This window comes from Aurantivibrio infirmus (assembly GCF_054767315.1).
Window position 1 is genome coordinate 1 of the sequence record NZ_BAAFSK010000003.1, and the last position, 20,652, is coordinate 20,652.

The 20,652-nt window shown below is 41.9% G+C and carries 22 protein-coding genes; 6 read left to right on the forward strand and 16 right to left on the reverse strand.

Annotation, left to right across the window (positions count from 1 at the left end):
- Positions 1–75: 75 nt before the first annotated feature.
- The 9 genes from ACYUCY_RS06800 to ACYUCY_RS06840 form a co-directional block, all read right to left on the reverse strand.
- Positions 76–345 (reverse strand): hypothetical protein, encoded by a 270-nt coding sequence (locus tag ACYUCY_RS06800; protein ID WP_460225717.1) that lies wholly within the window; start codon positions 343–345, stop codon positions 76–78.
- A gap of 82 nt (positions 346–427) precedes the next feature.
- Positions 428–805: a hypothetical protein gene (locus ACYUCY_RS06805; protein WP_460225718.1), complete on the reverse strand. Its 378-nt coding sequence runs from the start codon at positions 803–805 to the stop codon at positions 428–430.
- A 114-nt stretch (positions 806–919) separates the two neighbouring features.
- The gene (locus tag ACYUCY_RS06810; RefSeq protein WP_460225719.1) at positions 920–1,240 is read right to left on the reverse strand and encodes a DUF6966 domain-containing protein; all 321 of its coding nucleotides are present in this window, start codon (positions 1,238–1,240) and stop codon (positions 920–922) included.
- Positions 1,241–1,310: 70 nt separating this feature from the next.
- Positions 1,311–1,784, reverse strand: a complete 474-nt coding sequence (locus ACYUCY_RS06815; protein WP_460225720.1) for a hypothetical protein — start codon at positions 1,782–1,784, stop codon at positions 1,311–1,313.
- 657 nt (positions 1,785–2,441) lie between these two features.
- Entirely contained in the window at positions 2,442–3,203 is a 762-nt protein-coding gene (locus tag ACYUCY_RS06820) for a glutathione S-transferase family protein (RefSeq protein WP_460225721.1), read from the reverse strand.
- Positions 3,204–3,409: 206 nt separating this feature from the next.
- Positions 3,410–4,927 (reverse strand): acyl-CoA synthetase, encoded by a 1,518-nt coding sequence (locus ACYUCY_RS06825; protein WP_460225722.1) that lies wholly within the window; start codon positions 4,925–4,927, stop codon positions 3,410–3,412.
- Between the two features lie 41 nt (positions 4,928–4,968).
- On the reverse strand, positions 4,969–5,727 hold the full coding sequence (gene madM, locus ACYUCY_RS06830) for a malonate transporter subunit MadM (protein WP_460225723.1): 759 nt from the start codon (positions 5,725–5,727) through the stop codon (positions 4,969–4,971).
- On the reverse strand, positions 5,727–6,125 hold the full coding sequence (gene madL / locus ACYUCY_RS06835) for a malonate transporter subunit MadL (RefSeq protein WP_460225724.1): 399 nt from the start codon (positions 6,123–6,125) through the stop codon (positions 5,727–5,729). The genes madM and madL overlap by 1 nt, the downstream gene beginning before the upstream one ends.
- A gap of 396 nt (positions 6,126–6,521) precedes the next feature.
- Positions 6,522–6,998, reverse strand: a complete 477-nt coding sequence (locus tag ACYUCY_RS06840; protein ID WP_460225725.1) for a thioredoxin domain-containing protein — start codon at positions 6,996–6,998, stop codon at positions 6,522–6,524.
- Positions 6,999–7,169: 171 nt separating this feature from the next.
- On the opposite strand from ACYUCY_RS06840, the gene ACYUCY_RS06845 reads away from it, so the two are divergent.
- On the forward strand, positions 7,170–7,988 hold the full coding sequence (locus ACYUCY_RS06845; RefSeq protein ID WP_460225726.1) for an enoyl-CoA hydratase/isomerase family protein: 819 nt from the start codon (positions 7,170–7,172) through the stop codon (positions 7,986–7,988).
- Positions 7,989–8,092: 104 nt separating this feature from the next.
- Here ACYUCY_RS06845 and ACYUCY_RS06850 read toward each other — a convergent pair whose 3' ends face one another.
- Together ACYUCY_RS06850 and ACYUCY_RS06855 are read right to left on the reverse strand one after the other, a co-directional pair.
- Positions 8,093–9,451: an alpha/beta hydrolase domain-containing protein gene (locus ACYUCY_RS06850; protein ID WP_460225727.1), complete on the reverse strand. Its 1,359-nt coding sequence runs from the start codon at positions 9,449–9,451 to the stop codon at positions 8,093–8,095.
- 173 nt (positions 9,452–9,624) lie between these two features.
- A complete protein-coding gene (locus ACYUCY_RS06855) occupies positions 9,625–10,437 on the reverse strand; it encodes a class I SAM-dependent methyltransferase (RefSeq protein WP_460225728.1) in 813 nt (270 codons plus the stop codon).
- 251 nt (positions 10,438–10,688) lie between these two features.
- On the opposite strand from ACYUCY_RS06855, the gene ACYUCY_RS06860 reads away from it, so the two are divergent.
- From ACYUCY_RS06860 to ACYUCY_RS06875, 4 genes are all read left to right on the forward strand, one after another.
- The gene (locus ACYUCY_RS06860; RefSeq protein ID WP_460225729.1) at positions 10,689–11,813 is read left to right on the forward strand and encodes a hypothetical protein; all 1,125 of its coding nucleotides are present in this window, start codon (positions 10,689–10,691) and stop codon (positions 11,811–11,813) included.
- Positions 11,810–12,229 (forward strand): hypothetical protein, encoded by a 420-nt coding sequence (locus ACYUCY_RS06865; protein ID WP_460225730.1) that lies wholly within the window; start codon positions 11,810–11,812, stop codon positions 12,227–12,229. Before ACYUCY_RS06860 ends, ACYUCY_RS06865 begins: the two co-directional genes overlap by 4 nt.
- Before the next feature lie 36 nt (positions 12,230–12,265).
- Positions 12,266–12,640: a DUF1428 domain-containing protein gene (locus tag ACYUCY_RS06870; RefSeq protein WP_460225731.1), complete on the forward strand. Its 375-nt coding sequence runs from the start codon at positions 12,266–12,268 to the stop codon at positions 12,638–12,640.
- A 65-nt stretch (positions 12,641–12,705) separates the two neighbouring features.
- On the forward strand, positions 12,706–13,176 hold the full coding sequence (locus ACYUCY_RS06875; RefSeq protein WP_460225732.1) for a hypothetical protein: 471 nt from the start codon (positions 12,706–12,708) through the stop codon (positions 13,174–13,176).
- A 118-nt stretch (positions 13,177–13,294) separates the two neighbouring features.
- On the opposite strand, the gene ACYUCY_RS06880 is transcribed toward ACYUCY_RS06875, so the two are convergent.
- On the reverse strand, positions 13,295–14,743 hold the full coding sequence (locus ACYUCY_RS06880) for a hypothetical protein (protein ID WP_460225733.1): 1,449 nt from the start codon (positions 14,741–14,743) through the stop codon (positions 13,295–13,297).
- 818 nt (positions 14,744–15,561) lie between these two features.
- Here ACYUCY_RS06880 and ACYUCY_RS06885 point away from each other — a divergent pair.
- Positions 15,562–16,248 (forward strand): hypothetical protein, encoded by a 687-nt coding sequence (locus tag ACYUCY_RS06885; RefSeq protein ID WP_460225734.1) that lies wholly within the window; start codon positions 15,562–15,564, stop codon positions 16,246–16,248.
- Positions 16,249–16,508: 260 nt separating this feature from the next.
- On the opposite strand, the gene ACYUCY_RS06890 is transcribed toward ACYUCY_RS06885, so the two are convergent.
- The 4 genes from ACYUCY_RS06890 to ACYUCY_RS06905 form a co-directional block, all read right to left on the reverse strand.
- On the reverse strand, positions 16,509–17,579 hold the full coding sequence (locus tag ACYUCY_RS06890) for a zinc-binding metallopeptidase family protein (protein WP_460225735.1): 1,071 nt from the start codon (positions 17,577–17,579) through the stop codon (positions 16,509–16,511).
- Between the two features lie 50 nt (positions 17,580–17,629).
- Positions 17,630–19,441, reverse strand: a complete 1,812-nt coding sequence (locus ACYUCY_RS06895; RefSeq protein WP_460225736.1) for an MORN repeat-containing protein — start codon at positions 19,439–19,441, stop codon at positions 17,630–17,632.
- A gap of 26 nt (positions 19,442–19,467) precedes the next feature.
- On the reverse strand, positions 19,468–20,073 hold the full coding sequence (locus ACYUCY_RS06900; protein ID WP_460225737.1) for a DUF4919 domain-containing protein: 606 nt from the start codon (positions 20,071–20,073) through the stop codon (positions 19,468–19,470).
- A gap of 172 nt (positions 20,074–20,245) precedes the next feature.
- Positions 20,246–20,617 (reverse strand): DUF6488 family protein, encoded by a 372-nt coding sequence (locus ACYUCY_RS06905; protein ID WP_460225738.1) that lies wholly within the window; start codon positions 20,615–20,617, stop codon positions 20,246–20,248.
- Positions 20,618–20,652 lie beyond the last annotated feature (35 nt).

Sequence of the window (20,652 nt, forward strand, 5' to 3'; positions counted from 1 at the left end):
CGTAGCACGGGAAAATTTGGAGCGCAGCGGAAAAGTTTTCCCGGTGCCTGCGCTTGTTACATGTTTTGTATATAGCTATTTGGCCCGGCTATTTAGCGCCAACAGCCTTGCCACAACCGCTGCTCCAATATTAGCAAAGTCATCTTCGGTTAATGACATTTCATCTATTGAGCCATTAAAAAACTCGGGGGTAAATGTATAGAAAGTATCGAACTTCCAAGTAATTGGGTTTTCAGTATTTTCAGAGAGGATGTCGTCGATAAATATTCTGCTTTTCCCGTTACCCATATCTCTCAAACAAACCGCGAGTCCTTTTTCTGCTCTTACTTTATCGTCGCATTCCATTTTTATCTTCCTAAGACATGTAACGCTTTTAGAAGGGGCCGCCTAAAAGGCGGTCCCGCTTGCTAAACTTGTTATGCATTTTTTATTGCTCCCAACATATTCCACCGTTAAGCGGAGAAACTGCACCCGAAACTGATAGAACAGTGTCAACCCATTTTCCCGCTTTATTGCCATTTGGTTTAGATCGCTCGATCATTTGAGTTGCTAAAGCCATGATATTCTCTGGCTCATTCACCTTGAGCCAAATTGCGTAATCAGTAATTTTTATTACGCTATAGTTTTTTCCACCGTCGCTTCTAGTACCAATCTTTTTCTCAGTATCTATTACTATTTCAATGGGCTTGGCCTCTTCCCATGAACAAGTGAATTTGATTAGACCCTCCCCATACGACAAGGAAGGAAATACCAAAGAAGAAAAAACCACATAAAACAAGTTTCCTATCAACTTTGTCTTCTTCATGGATATTGGCTCATAGATGCATAACGCCGCTAGCAACCGCGAGCGAAACACAGTGTAGCGAGTCGAGGCAGCGCGCTTTTTGCGCTGCCGGTGTTGGCTAGCCTTGTTAAGTAGTTATTTTTCAAATACAGCATTTTTTCTCATTTCTGCCGCAAGTTTATGGGATTTATCAAAATGCTGCTTTAATTTTTTATTGTACATATCCACTTCTGTTTCCCTAATAGAATGGCCATTTACGGGGTGAAGAATTAAGTCATTTGCACTTCCCATACCACCAAATGCTTTTTCGAAATGCTCTATTCCTCTAAAATGGCCATTTTTTAATAGTGCAGAACTTTTTTCTAACCACTGCGCCCAATGATCTTCCGAACAGCCTCTCAACAATTTAGCGCATTCATCAAGCTCATTAATTAATTCGATTGTCTTCGGTCCCATAGCTACTTAACGCCGCAAGAAGGGGCAATTGTGAAGCGCAGCGTAACAATTGTCCCGCTTGCTTGCTTTGTTAGGCATTTTGTTTGACATAAATTATGTGGAACGTAATGGCGCCAAGTATGCCATGAATACCATAGGTAGCTAGACCTTCTAAAAATTTAACCCAACCCCAAAAAGTCCTATTTCCATCTGAAAATGTTGCCCTATAAGTACCATAATAATTTTCGCCAGCAGAATAGCCTTGATAATCAGTAATGCCAAAATTAAGAAAGCTTAAAATTAGAGCTGGAATAACGAACCCTGCAAAAGCGACGTTTAGAGTTGAATTATATTTAAAATGCTTAAGCGTGAAGTAAGTTGGCATTCCTAAAAATATTATCACTGCAGCGGCAATTATTAGGGCTGCCAATAAGTAGAATTCCACCCCATCTCGAATATCAATAAATCCATGACCCAAAACTAGGCTTTCAAGGGATATGAAAAAATATCCCAAAGGTAACTGAATTAATATTGCGATACTTAATGCAGCAATGGCAGTTTTCATGAGTGGCTTGTATGCCTAACAGTTTAATAGATAGCGTGGTCAGATCTAGGCACCTTTTCATCGAATATGGGTTTGGAGTCTACATCTGACCACGCTACATATTTCGGAAGTGTCTATATTTAGGCACCAAATTCAAATCTTGAGTTTGGTGCCTAGATCTGACCACGCTACGTATTTTCAATTTTGTCTACGAGTAGACGTTTAGCAGTCGATTTTACCCATTCTCGATGGATCAGCAACAATAATCTTGAACCAGCTGCGGATACTTTGGTCACGCATAGACTTTGATTTTATGAAGATTTAAGAATTTTGTTCGCTAAAGCAGCAGCGAATAATCTTCGCCCTCAATAGATTTCGCGAATTTATGTGTTTTAACATTTAGGTATGATTGCGATTAAAGTTAAGAGTGGCGCGTATTACCTTATTGTTTTATCTGGAGAATTGAATGTACGTGGTTGTTGAAAACCAATAGAAGCTGCATTCCGCATAGATTAACTATTTTGGTTTGCTCGTTTACCTTGCGCTTTTGAGACGACTCGAAAAGATAACAGTGTACAACGTAGAATGAATAAGATTACAAAAATGTTGCACCTATAAAAAAGGCCGACTCCCTAGAAATTTCTAGCAAGTCGGCCATTTTTTTAAAGTACTATTTATTTATCGTGGGCCAGCAGGCGCGTGTTTTTGTAATTTTGGTAGTGCACCAATTAACCCATCAGGACGAGCTTTGGCAAGCATACGTTGATAAGCGGGTCGGGCTTCTGCTTTCTTCTTCCACGCGGCAACAAGTGGAAATTGTTTTTCATCGACGATGTTTAATGAAGTCGCAAAATTGAGTGGGAACATCATCATAATGTCAGCGGCTGAAAATTCTTCGCCACCAAACCATGCGTGTTTCGCGAGAAAATTTTCAGCTAGTTGAACAGTTGCTTCTGAGTCGACCAAACGAGAGCGCGCGGTTGGTGGTTGAATCATCCATACGCGGTAGTCGGCTATTAAACGTGACGCTAAAGAACCTTCCGCAAAATGTAACCACATTAAATGATTCGCGTAATCTTGCGTTTCCATCGCGGGAGTGAGCTGACCCGGCGCATAGCGATTGATGATTACTTCAATAATTGCACCGGACTCTACTAAAAGCTGATCGCCAATTGTCACTGTAGGTGCGACTGTCATCTCTGGGTTAACCGCGCGTATTTTTGCAGCCGACGCGGCAAGGTCGCCCCTTACAAATTCAAGCTTATAGGGCAAACCTAATTCTTCCATCAGCCAAACAATGCGCTCGGACCGTCGTCCTTCTAAATGATAAATGGTTATCTCCGGCATTGTTTTCGCCGACGTGGAATTTGATTGAGCGTAAGTCGATACGCTGGCTAGAGCTAACAGGGACGAAAATACTAAAATTAAAAATTTATTCATTTTCAAACTCCAAGATTTTTATATTTATAAGATAACGAGACACCGTAAAAGCATTTCTCTTTACTTAAACTTACAATAGTGAGAATGACTAAGTTGATCGAACTGAATACTACGCAAGATAATCTCGAATGCCAATCAACAAACAAGACCTGATGGTCTAACTAAACAGAAAAGTATTTGGCGAACATGAGTTCGCATAGAAACTTTTACACCAAATCGCGTAGCAATTTTTTAGTTACTTTACCCATCGCATTTCGTGGTAGCGAATCGACTATCTTTATATTTTTTGGAATTTTATAGGCCGACATTCTTTCTTTGCACCATGCTTTTAAATCGTCAAGCGTAAGCGAGGCATTTGGTGTTAACACCAAAAAGGCCGTGACCGCTTCACCCCAGGTATCGTCTGGAACACCGATCACAGCGCATTCGCTAATTTTTTCGTGGTTGAGTAAAACGCCCTCTATCTCTAGCGCAGACAACTTGTAGCCGCCCGACTTAATAATATCTATTGATGAGCGGCCCATAATTCGGTAATAGCCATTTTCGATTACAGCGACATCGCCGGTACAAAACCATCCCTCATGAAAACTTTCTTTTGTCGCTGTTGGATTATCCCAATACTCGAGAAAAACCGTTGGCCCTTTTATTCTTATTTCACCTGGTGTGTCTTCTTTTGTAATTACGATATTGTCTTCATCGAACAAAGCCACCTCTACACCGGGCAGCGGCACACCGACTGCACCGGCTCTTCGTTCGCCGTGATAGGGGTTCGAAATGGCCATACCGATTTCGGTCATACCATAACGTTCCAATAAATTTTGTTCGGTTAACGCTAACCACTTTTCAAAAATCGGCACAGGACAAGCAGCAGAACCCGATATATTTAATCGCATAGCTTTAAAGCCAGAACAAATGGCATCTTTTTCTGCTTCGCTAATGCTTTCCAAGTGAGGGATTAACTTCGCGTAAATAGTCGGTACCGCCATAAAAACAGTGTAACGTCCAGCAACGACATTCTTTAAGATGGCTTCCATTTCGAAGCTTTTATAAACATCAATCGTTGCGCCGGCCCACAAGCCTGAACAAAGAATATTAATAATCCCGTGAACATGATGCATAGGAAGATACAAGGGAATGCTATCGTTTTCTTGCCAAGCCCACGCTTCGATTAGTGAAGAGATTTGTGCACAGATGTTGCCATGTGTAGACACTACGCCCTTAGGCTTATTCGTCGTTCCGCTGGTGAAAAGAATCATAGCGCGACGGGATGATTCTAAATTCGGTAATTTTTTAGTGGTTTGTTGTGGTTTAGCATTGTCATTAACGGTCTTAACATCGTGAATTGATATCGATAACGAAGCACACAGCTCAGCTAATTCTTGTTGAGGCTTTGTTAAAACCAAAAGCCGTGTCACGCTAGCACAACTTAGATAGTGCTCTAGCTCAGGAATGGCCGAACTGGTATTTAGCGGAATCGCTATACCCCCTGCCCGCCAAATTCCAAATAAACTGACGACGTAATCCAAACCTGCAGGAATCATAAACGCGATGCGTTCTTCCGCTAGATCATTTTTGTCACCTAGCAAACTCAATGCAAAATTATTAATTCTTTGATTGAGTTCAGCATAACTGTAGGAATCATCCCCAATAGTTAAAGCCGTCTTTTGATTTTCAGCGTTTAATTTAGAAAACCGGTCGTCAAAATTTATTTGCAATTTACTCATTTGTTAACATTACCCTTAACTCAATAAACTAAAAACTAGCTTTAAAAAAATGCTTCAACCATAAAATACAAAACTGATGGCGCCAACAAGCAACCAAGTCCGGTGTAGAACGTCGCTGTCATTGCTCCGTAGGGAACTAATTTGGGGTCGGTGGCAGCTAAACCGCCAGCAACACCACTTGTCGTTCCCATCAAGCCACCAAATACCATCGCTGATTGCGGATTATCTAATCCAATATAGCGCGCAACCATCGGTGTTCCGATCATTACCAAAATGGATTTCACTAATCCTGCCGCGACGCTCAGAGCGACTACGTCACCACTAGCGCCAATCGCTTCACCCGTCACTGGACCGACAATATAAGTAACCGCTCCAGCGCCGATGGTGGTGATACTCACCGCGTCTGTGTAGCCAAACATTACCGCGACAATGGCGCCGACAATAAATGAAACCGCAACACCGGCAAAAATAGAAATCACGCCGGCTAGTCCCGCTTTTTTTAATTCGCTCATATGAACGCCGAAGGCAGTCGCGACAATGGCAAAATCCCGGAGCATGCCTCCACCCATAATGCCAATACCAGCGAGCAACGGAATATCAGCGACCCCAGATTTTCCGCCACTGATAAGACCACCGAAATAGGCGGCGATCAATCCAACAACAATGGCAATTGCCGAACCATGGATTCGCCCATTCGTTAATTTTTTTGACACTAAATAAGAAAGCCATACCGTGATACCGATAACGGCGAATGCGACAATAAGAGAATTGCGAGTGAAAACGCTTAGAATAACTTCCATTACACGGTACCGCCGTTATTTTTCTTATTCGCTTTCTCGTCTCGAGATGCACCTATTTTACTCAGCACCGGAACTAAGGCGAAGCTCACTGCTACTGCGCCCACTCCAGCAACCACGGCGAGCAGACCACCATCAATCGCGGCGACGACATTTTGTTTGGCCGCCATGGCGACAACAATAGGAATATACATCGCACTCCAGAATTTAATGCCTTCACCTGATTCACCGGTGACGAGGGATTTTAAGGTGCTTGAACTACAGGCTAGAACCAGCAATACCATGGCGATGCCTACGCCTCCTACATTGGCATCCACACCGAGTAACACGCCTAAAAGCTGTCCTCCCAGCATGCCAATAAGCAAGCAGGCCCCTAACAACGCTACACCGTAAATAATCATGAACTTACCCTTATTATTTTATTTATCTGGATTGATCGACACCGGGTCGGTCTGAAATGAGAGGCCTTAATTAAAACCTAAATTCAGTGTCCCTGACAACTATCGCAATAAGTAATATATGGAAGACGAGATGCCCAAACTTTTTAAGTGGGAATACCTTGGTAGATCGCGTACCTGAAACCCGTAGAAGATCACTGTGTGAGCATGACACCTATTTTTCTTTACACTCATTCAACGCTCGCTTGTCTCACAATACAAGGACGACACTACGCTTATGATCAAACATAATGAGCATGTATATTGTGAAGCTAGTTTGTCGAATTCAAGGGATAACGCGATCAAAAAAAAGCGAAGCGAAAATTTTACAAAATAAATCAGTTTAAGAACTTCGATCAATTATTTAAACTCGCTAGCGCCAGTAAAATATTCAAACAAAGGTGGAGCCATATTTTTCGGAACATCTTCGCCCCATGCACCGCCATTAATTGTATAGCTAGTCGCCTTCCCCTCTTCGCTAAGCGCATAAAAAACTGGGACGGCTTTTAAAGCTATATTGATTTCTGGAAGCTCATCTTCCCAAATGTCAGCATCAACTCTAACGATGTAAGTTCCATTAAAGGCACGTCGCAGCATTATGTCATCCATGCTTGCTCTTAATTTCTTACAGGGCGTGCACCACTCCGCAGTGATTTGAACAAATATTTGTTGATTCTTTTTTTCGGCAATTACTCTGTGTTCCAACATGCTTTGAATTAAAGGTTTTTCAGTTTTTTCTAAATCAACAAGTGTGAACTGATAGTCGTCTCCATAAGAAGCACTTGAGAACACGCAAGACAAAACTAACATGAGTAAAATCAAGTTTCTTGACGGCATTGAAAACTCCCAGATAAGGTGTATACCACAACGACAAAAACGCACATGAAGGCGTTAAGCTTGAACGACTAATCTTCTCTGCTAGGCTTTCGATCTTTGCACGAAAACCCTATACAATCGCGACTTAATTAATTCGAAAAGCCTCGGCTCAATAGACCAAGAGATTACACAATGACTACACACTCGGCAAGCAACGCGGATATATTAACAGAGCAGTCTGAATACATTCTTACTATTACACTTAATCGGCCGGACAGATTAAATGCGATCAGTGGCGCAATGCTTGACGATCTCGCTGACACACTCAAACGTGCCAATCATGACCCCGGCGTTCGCGTCGTCATTATTACTGGCGCGGGAAAAGGTTTCTGTTCTGGCCTTGATTTAAAGGACACCCAACAGCGTATGCAAGCGGGAGAAGGAATTGGTTTAACGACGGATGCAAAACAATTATTTAGCTTAGATAAAAGCCCGATCACTGCGTTGTGGGAAATGGACAAGCCGGTCATAGCTGCAATTAATGGCGCAGCCGCAGGCTTCGGTATGGACATGGCCCTACTCGCAGACATGAGAATCATGGCCGACACTGCAAAGCTCGCAGCGACAATGGTCAAACGAAATGTTGTACCCGAAAGCGGTGGCACTTGGTTACTGCCACGATTAATTGGCTGGGGAAAAGCAGCAGAAATCTTTTTTAGAGGATCAACCTTGAGTTCGCAAGAATGTTCTGATCTTGAACTCGCAAATACCGTCGTTCCGGTTGATGAGGTTCTAAGTACTGCGCGAGACTGGGCTAAAGAAATCGCAGCCAACGGGCCCTTAGCCGTGCAAACGACAAAACGCATGATGCGCTTGGGGATGGATCAAACCTTTGAAGGAACTGTCGATCATTTGTTAATGCATTTCATGGCGTTAACAAAAACAAATGATTTTAAAGAAGCCCTGCTCGCCTTTAATGAGAAACGTGCACCAGAGTTTAAAGGTAATTAACGACTGATCTTTTCTGCTTGCCTGCTAAAAACCAGATCCAAAATAATAACAAGTTATTTGGATCTGGCTCGCGTTTTATTTCTAAATTCTCATTTGTAATTAAATTATTTTGAGAAATTTTCTTTCGCAGTACGAAGCGTTTTTTCACCATCAGCTTTCAAAATATAACCCTGTGCAACATTATGTTCTACGGCACTTTTCACTTTGGCCATATATTCTGTTTCGCTGGGATAAAGTTTTTTAACGACATCTTCGGTGAAAGGTACATGCGCACCATACAAACGACAAAAGCGCGCTTCACCACTGTTTGCACCGGTATTCATCGCTAAGGGAGCCGCATGTTCGGCGACTTGAATACCACCTGTGGCATTGCCATATTCGTCTCTCGCAAGCGTCTTATCGGCGCGATCAATTACAGGCGCAACTGGTGGCGCTTTACCTTCACGAATCCAAGCAACCATATGGGCGTACGCCGCACGGTAAACTTTGTCGGTAGGAATGCGTGAGTATGCGGGCATATCACATACCGGCAAACTTGGTCTTGCGCCGAAATCTCTTTCTGCAATATCCATCCTGGCAACAAAACCTCCGTAACCTGAATGAGATGTTCCCGCCATTTCCCACACGCGTTCTTGATCGTCATTTTGCATAGCTTCAGTACTTCGTGCGACTCGACCTAAGACGTCAGTTTCAGACAAGGTTCTAAATACCGGAATAGTTAAATCGTCACGTGTGTCACCGCCGCCGATTGCTAAAAATAATAAATCGATATTGTCGCTATGCTGTGGCAAAACATTATTATAGAAAGGTGCTAAGTACGCTGCTGATTGTGATGCGCCTTCGCCTATTATTTCTTGAATTTCAAAACCTGGTAATGGGTTAACGCCCTTAGGAGATTTAATTGCCTGAACTGACTGCCCAAAAATATCCCAGGAAATTGCGTCACGTTCGACAGTTCCATTATTGGTAACATCTAAACTACCGTAACGTTTTGGACTCCACTCCCGTAATTGATTAACCCCAACGCGCTGTGCTGAGACACCAACCCAGACATAACCGTCGGCAACTAGATCGTCGCGAAAACCAGACCATAAGGCATCTAGATCGTTTCCAGCTGTAACATTTTGCCATTCTACAAGAACGGTTCCGTTAAACGCCTTCGCATCGCCAGGACGTCTTACTAGCATACGCGTCTTGTAAGGAATACCTTCGGCAAGTTTTTCTCCTGCTCGATCATAACTTGTGGCTTTTCCTTCTAGAAAAAACTCCTCCTCAACATAATTCTTATCAGCTAACCAATCGGCCTGTGAAAAGAATGGGTAATTATGATCATCACCACCGGCGGGCAAATTAAACTCGACAGGCCCAATGACAGTCGGGTTAGCAAACGGTTCGAGGGCCCAGGCGTGAGAAAGAAAGCCTGTCGCTATAAACAAAGTGAACGAAATGATTATTTTATTCATGAAATCCCTACCTTTTTATTATTCTAAAATTGCGATACGGACGTATTGTAAAGTAAACACGAGAATTTTAGGCGTGCTTTAGGTCATTTTCGTGTTAAGAATTCACAAGGAGGATACTGCTGAAGCCTTGGGATCGCGCGATAGTATAAGCTCCGATCCCAACTAACATAATATTATTTTGGTTTTCTAAATCGTAATGTCATCCGATCACTTTCACCAATTGCTTGGTAACGCGCTTTGTCTTTTTCGCCCAAAGCGTAAGTGGGCGGAAGTGTCCAAACACCGTTATCATAATTTTTTAGGTCTTTTGGATTGGCATTAATGTCCGATTTCGCTTCTAGAATGAAGCCTGCTTTCTCGGCCAACTCAATTGTATAAGCTTCGGTAACATAACCTGTGGTTTTCATGATCTCCATCCCGCTACCAGGCGCGGCTCTATGTTCAACAACACCTAGCACACCGCCGGGTTTTAGGGCAGCATAAAAAGCGGCAAAATGTTCATTCTCTTGGTCCACCATTATCCAGTTGTGGACATTCCTAAAGGTTAAAATCATATCGGCACTAGCCGGTGGTGCAATGACCGTTTCATTCGGTGGATACAGATGACGAGTAATGACCTTGCCGTAAACTTCAGGTTTCGCAGAAGTCGCCGTTTCGAAACCTTGTAAGATTCTTGGCTGGTATGAAATAGAGGAATTTGGCGAATATTGCGCTGCGTACAAAGTGCCCTTTTCCCAAAGTAGTGGCGCGAGTATTTCTGTATACCACCCCCCGCCAGGTAATATTTCGACCACGGTCATGTCCGGTTTTAGACCGAAAAATTCCAAGGTCTCTTTTGGGTGACGAAAAGAATCACGCGCTTTATTTAACGCACTGCGATGCTCAGCGCTTAGCGCCTCATCGATTCCCGCGGAATATCCAAAAGGCGAGTAAATTAACAAAAGAAAGATTAACGTTGAGAGAGTACGACTTAGAGAGCTATTCATAGTTTTTACCCTTTTATTTTTATCCGTTTTTTGGGACCGAAGCGATGACTTTATCTATCGATTGAAATAAATCTGTGACTCCGTCATCTTGATTTTATTCGAAAAGAATTTTACCGTGCGTATCTTAACCCAATAATTGAGAATGAATAAGTTTAACAATCAAAATATACTTGCCTATACATTGGGAATTTGGCATGGCTTATTAGCCTGATGCTGCATTCGAATCTAACAAACCACGAGTTACAAACCTCATGCAAACCAAATTGGCACATTTTAGCTCAGCATTTCTTATCGTTAGCCTGGTTCTTCTCGTCAGTCCTCATTCTTGGGCAGCATGGGGGCCGGATTCTGAAAATTACAATGAAGAGGCCGCTCTCATTGGAACCTGGGTGGGCGTACTTGAGGGGAAACCTTTTGAAATGGCACTCTGGCCTAATCACGATACGGACAATCTATCAGGCGTAATGATTTCGGGAGAATGTACGGCAAAAATAGATGTAGGCCGCTTAACAAACGATATGGAAGAAACTAAAAAAATTAGCGAAAGGAATTCAAATCTAAAAGAGTATCTTTTTACGCTTTCTAGCTCTCCGATTACAACTAGTCAAATACAAAGCGAATGTCCATCCAATCGGCTCAGTGAATTTTATTTAGAAAGCGATAATAATTTTAGATCGCTCACTGCCCATGCCAAAAACAATGGGGAAAAAGTGAGTAGAGATTTAACACGTAACGAGCCTTCGCGCTACCTTAGTGTAGCTCTAGAATACTTAGCCGGCAGCGATACACAATATTCGCTAACAATTTTATCTAAGGACGCAATCTACAACCCGAACAGAAGTTATTTGGATTCCGTGAAATTGTTTCCCGCTCAGGGGCTCACAAATATCTCAAAAGCCTATTACGTATCAGAATACGGGGGCATCTATCAAATAGATGAAGTCAATCAAGGTACACAAGGACAGTATTTTTTCTACCTAAAAGTTATTGATTTAGGGCCGCATAATTCTAAACTCAATTTTTCGCGCGGAGACAACGCTGGCAGCGGGGAATTTAATGCGGACAAGCAAATGATGTCTATCAGTTTGTATGATCAATCAGACCAATGTGGGCAAATAAGAAAACCTGCCACGGAAGCAAAAATAACACTCGATACTCTGCCAACTACGGCGAATAACGACGAGATTTCGTGGACCGTTCAATCGAAAGGGCTGTGTACGTCTTATCAATTTTATGGAAGATGCAATCCAAAGCAGTGTGATCGATGGTTCAGAGACCAAGTTAGCAACCCCAACATCAAAGCAATCATTACAGAAAACCTTAATACAGCTAAAGCACAAGCATCTGTGAATGCGTCTGCGGTTGCTTTGCTATGAAAAAAAATTTCATTAATCATTTACTTATCTTCGGCTTGGCCGTAACGCCCCTACCCTCCGTTGCGGAAAATCAAATATTCTATCTATCGAACAGCGAATTAATAGAAGACCAAGCGAAGCTTGATATGGCAGCCTACGCCTTCGCGAATCGGACCTGGGAAATCGCCGAAAAAAATGAACATTCTTTTTTAGCAAAGATAGATCATCGCGGTGTCAAGGCCGACGTTAAAGTATATTTGTCCGAGGGTAATCTTTTATTTCAATGTACGGGAACAAGAACGACGAAGATTAAACGAACGGGCGGTGGCGGAACCGGATCGAGCAAACGAACACAATCTAAACCTTTTTGTCCAGAGCGCTGGATCGACAGATTACAAAGAGATGTAATTCGATTTTTAAACAATAAAAACCAGTGATTATTTTTTACTTATTCACACTTCAGGAGACTTTTCATGTCATATATCGATGGATTTGTTATTCCGGTTCCAGAAGCCAACAAACAAAAGTTTATTGACCACGCGAACATGGCCGACAATATGTTTATTGAATACGGCGCGATTCGTGTTCTCGAATGTTGGGGAGATGACGTTCCAGATGGGAAAGTCACTGATTTTCGTCGAGCCGTACAAGCGAAAGAAGACGAGGCAGTGGTATTTTCCTGGATCGAGTGGCCGGACAAAAATACCCGAGACAAAGCGATGGAACAAATGATGAATGAAGACAACCCAGATCCTCGATTGGACCCATCCAAAAATCCGGTCCCTTTCGATGGAAAACGCATGATATACGCTGGCTTCGCGCCTCTAGTCGAATTCAAAAAAAATTAACTGTATTCGACTGTAAAATCATCTTTTCCTTTTCACTACAAAAATAACAAATCGAGATATCATCTATGGACAAGCGTTGGTTAATTATTGGCGTAGGCGCTGGGGCAATTTCCTTAGGGCTGATTACATCAGGAGTGTTTGATGAGTCTCTCACACCCCCTCAAACTGAACCAGAAGCTGAGCATACCAATACAAGCGCTGAACCTACTCCTTCAAATCTTGTGATCCCAAGTAACTCAGAATCCATCACTTCTGCTAACTCATTAGCGCAGGCCAAAGAAGATGTCGTCAGTGCTCAGTTTGCTTTAGAGAAAGCTGAAGAAGAGCTCGACGGACTTGAGAGCGAAATAGATGAGGTAGAGAGATATATTGAAGGCTTAGAACAGCAAGGCCAAAACCCCGCCGAATTTGCGGAAGAAGGAATGTTACTGCTGAGGCCTGTTATCGAAAAATATGAAGAAAAACTAGCTCTGGTCGAAGTAGCAGAAAAACAATTAGAAGAAGCAAAAAGAGTATTATCTGGTTTCGAGCAATAAAATAAAAAGATAAAACCGACGATCAAATGGAAATAATTCTACGGTTTAGGACTATAAAAAAAATCATGAGAAAAATTAGTGCGCCGTTTATAACGGCGCACTAATTAAGAGGATGAAATTAAAGCGGAACTGGGCAAGCGGCGAACGGTCTTGTTGCTGTCGTACCGCGAGAGAAATTACAGCCAAACAATGGATCAGCGACTTCCTCGGGATTTAAAATATCATCGCCAGCGGGTTTAACACCGTCTTCTACCCAGCTTACCAAATCATCAAAAGTTTCAATAAGTTCTTCTGGAGAAAACTCACAGTGCCCAACCGCGCGAGTTGCGCGACTCACTAAGTTATGTGAACGGCGCTGTTTTTTTGCTTCCCGCGCGTAAATTTGCTCCATAGAAAATGGCACAAATAAATCGCCCAAGGTATGAACAGAAATTACTGGAATGTCTATTCTACCCGTAATAATTGGAATACGACTAACCCTTAAAAACTGATTCGGATTGACATTGCGATCTCTTTTTACACGTAAAATCGCTTGGTTCAATGCAATTTCCTCCGCACTCAACGTAGGGTCACCATCAAGTTGGAAAACGTCACGCCGATTTTCCAACATACTTCCAGACAAAATTCCGGTAATAGTTCCATCACCGCCAGCAAAACTAAATAATAACTGCTGAAAAAACTGGAAAGATAAATCAGCTAAGGGTCGATCACCGCCCGTAATTTGGGTGGTAAAATCACGTAATGCTAAGCCTTGAGAATTGAGAATCGCACCAGAACTGTTTGGCCCCAAAAGCTCTAATGGATTTTCGTAAAGCGCGAAAATTGTGGGGAGAAATATACGATCAAAATGATCCTCGGGTGGTGGAAATTCTGATTGAACTCCTGCCAATGCTTCGGCAGCAAAGGTGAAGTTACTAAAGTACTGGAATAACTCTTCATCACCCATGACGCCACAACGTGGTGCTGCACCGTCATATTTAACACCACCAGACAGCTTACCTAGGATTCGCGTTATACGATTGCAAAGCCGACCCCGACGTCCCTCTGGACAGGCAACATTTGGAAACTGTTCAATGGCAGCGCCAATTACATGACCACCCATAGAAAAACCGGTGATATAAGTACGTTCCGGCTTACCATGATTCTTGATGAAAAGACGCACTAGACTATTTGTACTTTCAACTCCCGCGCGCACATCATAAAAATTCGCAGAATAACTCGACGCCAACCACGCGTAACCTTGAGACACATAGTAGGCACGTAAAGCTGGATTATCGACGGTTAGTTCTGCACCTTCACCGCGAAATCCGTGAGTGTATACGACGAGATCACCGTTCCAGGCATCGGGTATCTCAATACGATATCCAGCGCCCGCATCAATACCCCAAAATCGTTGAGTAGGTATTCCTGGGATCGGATCAAAAGGAAGTTTAGTTTCGTCGACGAAAAATTCGCGGCTATCATGCGGCCGATCAGATTCACCGTGTTTAAATGCAAAAGCGGTAGAGACAAAAGCCGTAAGGACTACACACATAAATCCTTTAACAATGAGCATTGTTAACTTCATAGCGTTATTCCTATAGTTATTGTTATCTTTAGGTGGCGGACAGTATCGGAGCTTAATAGGATAAGGTCAATTATTTCGCTTCATATTCACAAATATTTTTCTAAAAATTATCGTTTTGCATAATGGCGATGTAGTCGCGATGATCAAAAGAATGTAGCGTCAGAGAAATAGGAAAAAAGAACTAAATGATATTACCTGTTTCAACGAGATTATCCTAAACAGTTACGCTATTCACGCTCTGACAAAGTTATCTAAGCGTCACGCACATTCTATGAAATTATGAATTTTGGGCTCGGATCCCTGTTAGCCGAAAAACTAGATATTTGATACATACGATGTGATTCCTCAGGCCTATTTTGATTAATTCACGACGAGAACCGTCTAACCACAGATACTCATATACAAACACAGGAATTAGGAGCACACTCCAGCACAGACATTAATTCTAAGCAGTGCTTATTCGACGCTCACCTCCCGCGCTTGCGGCCTCTCCTCCTCGATTCAGCGACTAAACCGCCTTTTTCTTGAATTGGTATATACGCCAGTGAATTACGATAGCCGCCAAAAAATTTAACAATGCTACTGCGCATCAAATACCTAAACCCAACAAAAACAGAACAACTGAGTACAACTTGATGATTATGATTGAAAGCAAAAAGACGATTTATTTAGCTAGCATAATATGCATATTTTTTTCGCAAAATCTTCTGTCGCAAAACAACAACTCTACTGAGCAACCACCCAATTCGCATCCAAGCGCTTACGGCGATCGTTGGGAATGTGATCGAGGGTTTATTAAAACCAAAGACACTTGCCAAATGATCAATATACCAAAGAACGCTTACCTCGATTCATATGGACGTGATTGGCGGTGTGAACGCGGTTATCAAGAAGAAAATGGAAGCTGCGAAAAGGTCACTGTCCCTAAAAATGCCTACCTAATACAAAGCAAATACGGAAAAGGTTGGAAATGTGATCGAGGTTATCGCGAAGATAAAAACCAGTGCAACAAAATTAACGTTCCAAAAAATGCAGTGATGGATAATTCAGACACGGGAAATGGGTGGTATTGTTTACAGGGTTATAAAAAGTCAGGGGAAAATTGTCTCGCTATCATAGTTCCGAGCAACGGCTATGCAACGAACTCTACTTTTGATAAAGGTTGGGACTGCTTTTACGGATACCGTCAAGAAAACAACAGCTGTGTAAAAGTAAACTTACCCGCAAACGCGTTCCTCGGCCGCTATGGTAAGGACTGGGTTTGTGAGCGTGGTTACTTTAAAAGTGGAAGTAGTTGCACCAAAATAAACTTAGTGGAAAACAGCTATTTAGATGATTCAGGAAATGACTGGAACTGTGAGCGTGGATACGCGAAAACGAATAATAGTTGTGTTGCTTTAATTGTTCCTAAAAATGCTCACATTGATTATTCCGATTGGACTTGGAGTTGCGACCCTGGCTTTCAACAACAAGACGAACTGTGTTTGCCGAGAAAAATTCGCTAAGCATCACGATATATCAACTTTTAATTTGGAAACGAATATTCAAGCACTGATCCAGTATTAACAGAATTGAATGCTAAAAAAACGACAAGGTCCTCATCGTCTTTTTTTACTTGATAATTATCGAGCGCTAAACTACTGACAATCAAACTCTACAGAAAATTTTAGTCCAACCGTTTTTTTGCTGAGACGAGCGCTATTGGATTCCCAGCATGCTCGAATCAACTCCTCGGCGGCTCGACCTACCGCCGAGTTTTTACAAATTACTTCGCGGCATTGCGCAGTAAATTATGTATGAAAGATAACTTTACAATAATCGCTGAGCCTAATATTTTTGGTACCAAATCCAACAAGCCCATTGATCTATTCATCTCGTTAAACAAAACCCCCAGCCGTGCATATTGATCAGTCATTGTTTCCAATTCTGCCTGGGTTACATCCATGCCAGAAATAAATCCCATGTTTTGGGCCGTATCAAGAACCGTCACCATATTCAGATAAGTAGCGAAAGTTTCGGCAAAATCTTCCCAGGGGTGCATCGCAGCGTAACTACTGATATAACGCGTATGCCAATCAGCGGGCGGCCCATCGCTGTAATATTTTTTTAATGCGTCGCCATAATTTGGTTTTTCATGATCGCCAAAAATGTTGATACAATCAATTTCACACCTACCCTTTACTAAAAGATCCCAATAGTAGTGTCCAATCTCATGTCGAAAGTGGCCGACAATCGTTCGATGCGCTTCATTAAATGAAACCCGCGCTTTCTCTCGTTCGACGTGATCGGCCTCACGTAAATTTATTGTGATTTTTCCGCCGGAATGGCCAGTATAAACTCGCTCTTCTTGACCCATGGCCCACCACCACCGGCGCTCAGGAATAACATCGCCTTTGAAATCAAAAGAAAGTGCAAACCCTTCATCTTCTCGGACTTCACCGTAAGGCAGCCGTAACAAATCAAGGGTGTATAACAAACGGCGCTTTCCGTGTTCGAGGCGAAGCCATTTTTCTCGATTGTCCGCGACGGACAAATCAGGAATCGTATCATTAAACTGACAGTAATCGCATAATCGAAGCTCTTCATTTTGTTGTGTCGCAGAATTAGGATCTGCGACGACGCAACGATTACAAACGTGTTCTACAGCATAATTGTGGCACTTGCTCAAAACCAAACCACAGCTTTCATGTCCACAGCGGTAATACCCATTTGAATCTTGCGTAATTGAACGTAAGCTTGAACACGCAGGGCACCACCCGAGTTCACTACCGCAGGCAACACACTGAGTATTCTCAAAAAATACACTGTTTCCACAATTACACTTAAACTGTCTCATATACCGCCTTACAAAAATAAAACACTAGCGCTCATTAATATAAAAAATTTTTAACGCAAATTTTCGAAATGTGTACCGAATACAAAACCTGGGGGCAACAGGGAAACCTCATTTACTTCAATCAAGTTATCTCGATAAAACCTGCATGTGAACCGTTCACCTTGATTATTGTTGTTGACATAACAAACACCCTCTCCATGCTTCTCGCCGTCTACAAACGCTCCTTCAAATGAATAGAATATACCGACTTCAAAATCTAGAGGGTAATAGTAGCTTTTAGCTTCTTCTTTATGTCTAACTATTTCTTCTTTACCCTTACCGTGAGGAAATCCATCTTTGTACTCACCCTTATAACGTTGATCTAGTATGAATGCTTGACCGCTACCTTCAAAATTTCCATATTTAAAGCCGCCAATATACACGACCTCTCCTTGCTCAATCATTTGCCCTCTACCCATCGCGACGCCATTAGAAAAAAAATTGCTTTGCACGATAAATTGTTCGCCATCAATAAGTTCTCCTGGACCATTTGGCATGCTGTGAGACACACCTCCTTTGAATCTTAAGCCGGAATCAAAAATAATTTCTCCCTCTCCGAACAACTGCCCATTTCGGATCTCAAAATCACCCTCCCAGGAGGTTATCATGGCGCCCGTTACCAACTGTATCGATTTGGCCTGTCGTTTATTTGATACCTTAAATTCTATACTGCGTTTTTTACATGTGACATCGATACCGAACTTTTCCAAAAGAAGATTAAACAGGTAACTGGGTGATTTATTCAAAGCGTGAATCGATACGTCAATTTCCTGAATACTTTCATCAATCACGACGTTACTATGTTCTTCTGCTTCAAGATCAAAAACGATAGACAAGTAGAGCTCTAGCAAGGAAGCTAAAGAAATATTTAAAAAGTTAAAGCTGAACGCTTCACCATTATCTATCGCATAGCGTTTTAATTGTGTTTCGTTATAGTTTTTTGAAATTTCAAGGCTTTTTCCAGGATTGAGAAATATTTCTCTTTGTGTGGTTTCAAAAAGCTTTGAATCATCGAAGCGATGACTGAATATATCTTTGCATGACGAGTAAAGCTCAGGAGACAAGACCTTACTCTTCGGTTTCTTGTTCACCAACTTACTATTAATATCAATTATTTGTTCAATATTACCAGCTTTAATAAAGTAATATCTTGCAGCTGCTAACAAATTATCCTGAGTCGAATCCTCGCCGAATATATAATAGTCGTAATCATCGATTTTATTTACGTAAGCTAAAGCTACGTCGTCGTACTGTTCGGAAAACATTTTTACTGACTTGTGATATTTCTTCCCGTTTATTCCCCTATCTGCATAATATTCCAACCAGTAAAGCTTAGGGATGCTAAGATCCAACTTGTATAATCTTTCAATTGCATTGAACTCCAGTAAGAAACCAGAAGCAGAGCGATCTGATTTCTGATTTGCTATTAACATCAAATCAGAAACCGCCCCAGAAAAATCTGTTTCTCCTCCTTTTCCCGCAATTCGAAACCTAGCGTGATCAAGTATTCCATCTAAATTTTTTTGATTTGCTGCGTGTGAGTACCAAAATCGCGCCTTTTCAAATTCATCGATAGTTTCAAAAAAATACCCTACCCGCCATTGACTTACTGAGTCTCCAGATATCGCCGAATCAACCATAAAACTAACATAATCACTATCTCGATCAGGAAACTCAGTGTGATAAGCTTCGGTTAATCTTGACTGATCAACCTCAGAGATTCCAAGACTAGTATTTGACGGCGGGGTTTGAGCAAAAACTACGCTAAAACCGAAGACACCAAAAAAAATAAATAAAAACGCCACGTATTTTGATTCTCTCACTAGATTCTCTTCTACCATAAATTAGTTCACGGGTTAACCATATCCAATAGTTTTGCTAATCTAGCAAAATGCGCTTCAGGATTAAAATAAATTGAAAACTCTTTCTCTTCGTCATTTTTTGCTGTTATTAAATCACATGATGCGTTTTCGGCACGAACCAATGATTGGTTTTGCTTCTGCAGCCTGAAAAAATAGAGCGCATCGTATTCTTCAGAAACAGAAATAGTTATATACGCCGTTTCGCAACTTTTACCATCACCAGAGGCAACCAAATCTTCCATTAAGCTCCGCGACCAACGGAAATGATTTTCAGATTCCACTTCACGCCCAATTTCGCCAAGCGCTATTCCAGTGTAATAGTGAGCTCGAATATCAATAGGACATTGATTCAACCAACTCTCACCTAACTTTATCGCACCTTCCCAGTTTTCTTCATTCATTGCCTTCGCCATCTCGGCCAGGGGCCGGCCAAAAAAACAGCGTGCGTCGTAGTTTTCGCTCCAGCCAATCTCTTGCCTTAACTCTGAATAATTAGTTAAATTTTCCCAATCGTAGATATCATCGGAATCGTCGGCGGCAAGTGCAAGTTCCAAATAAAATAGAGACAGGATAAGAGGAAGGAAGTGTTTCATGATACTCAATTCTCCTGGAGGCGCGTGTTTGGGATATATCGTTGGTATCTTTATATGTATAGTCCAAAATCGTGACAACAATATTTCTTATAGCTGTAATTTTTATCGCTAGAATAACTCTACTGTTCGCTACTTGCTTACATTTAATCTTTAGAACAGATCAAAACCCTTACTAAGATTTTAAATTCGGAAACTCTCCGGTAAAATTCGCGTCGTATAAATCGCCCGTTTTTGACATAAGGATATATAAGGTTTTCCCTTCAGCTGTATTAGTTACGGCAACGATATGATATCCAGCACCTGAGTGGTGTAGCTTAGTATCTTCAATCGTTAGCGAACTCCAAGAGTCGGATAATTTTCCAAATCCTAAACCAGGGTCTGCTTGTGCGAACACCTGCGTCACTTTCAAGCCCTTTCTCTGCGCCTCTACAATTGTAATTTGTTGCGCTTCTTGCTCATGTTCATGTTCTTGATCACCATGACCCAATGCCAGGAATGGTTGTAACAACAATACAGCGAGAGCAATTTTAAACAGTTTTTTCATGATGAAATTCCTTCAGTTTATTAATCAGTGAGCCT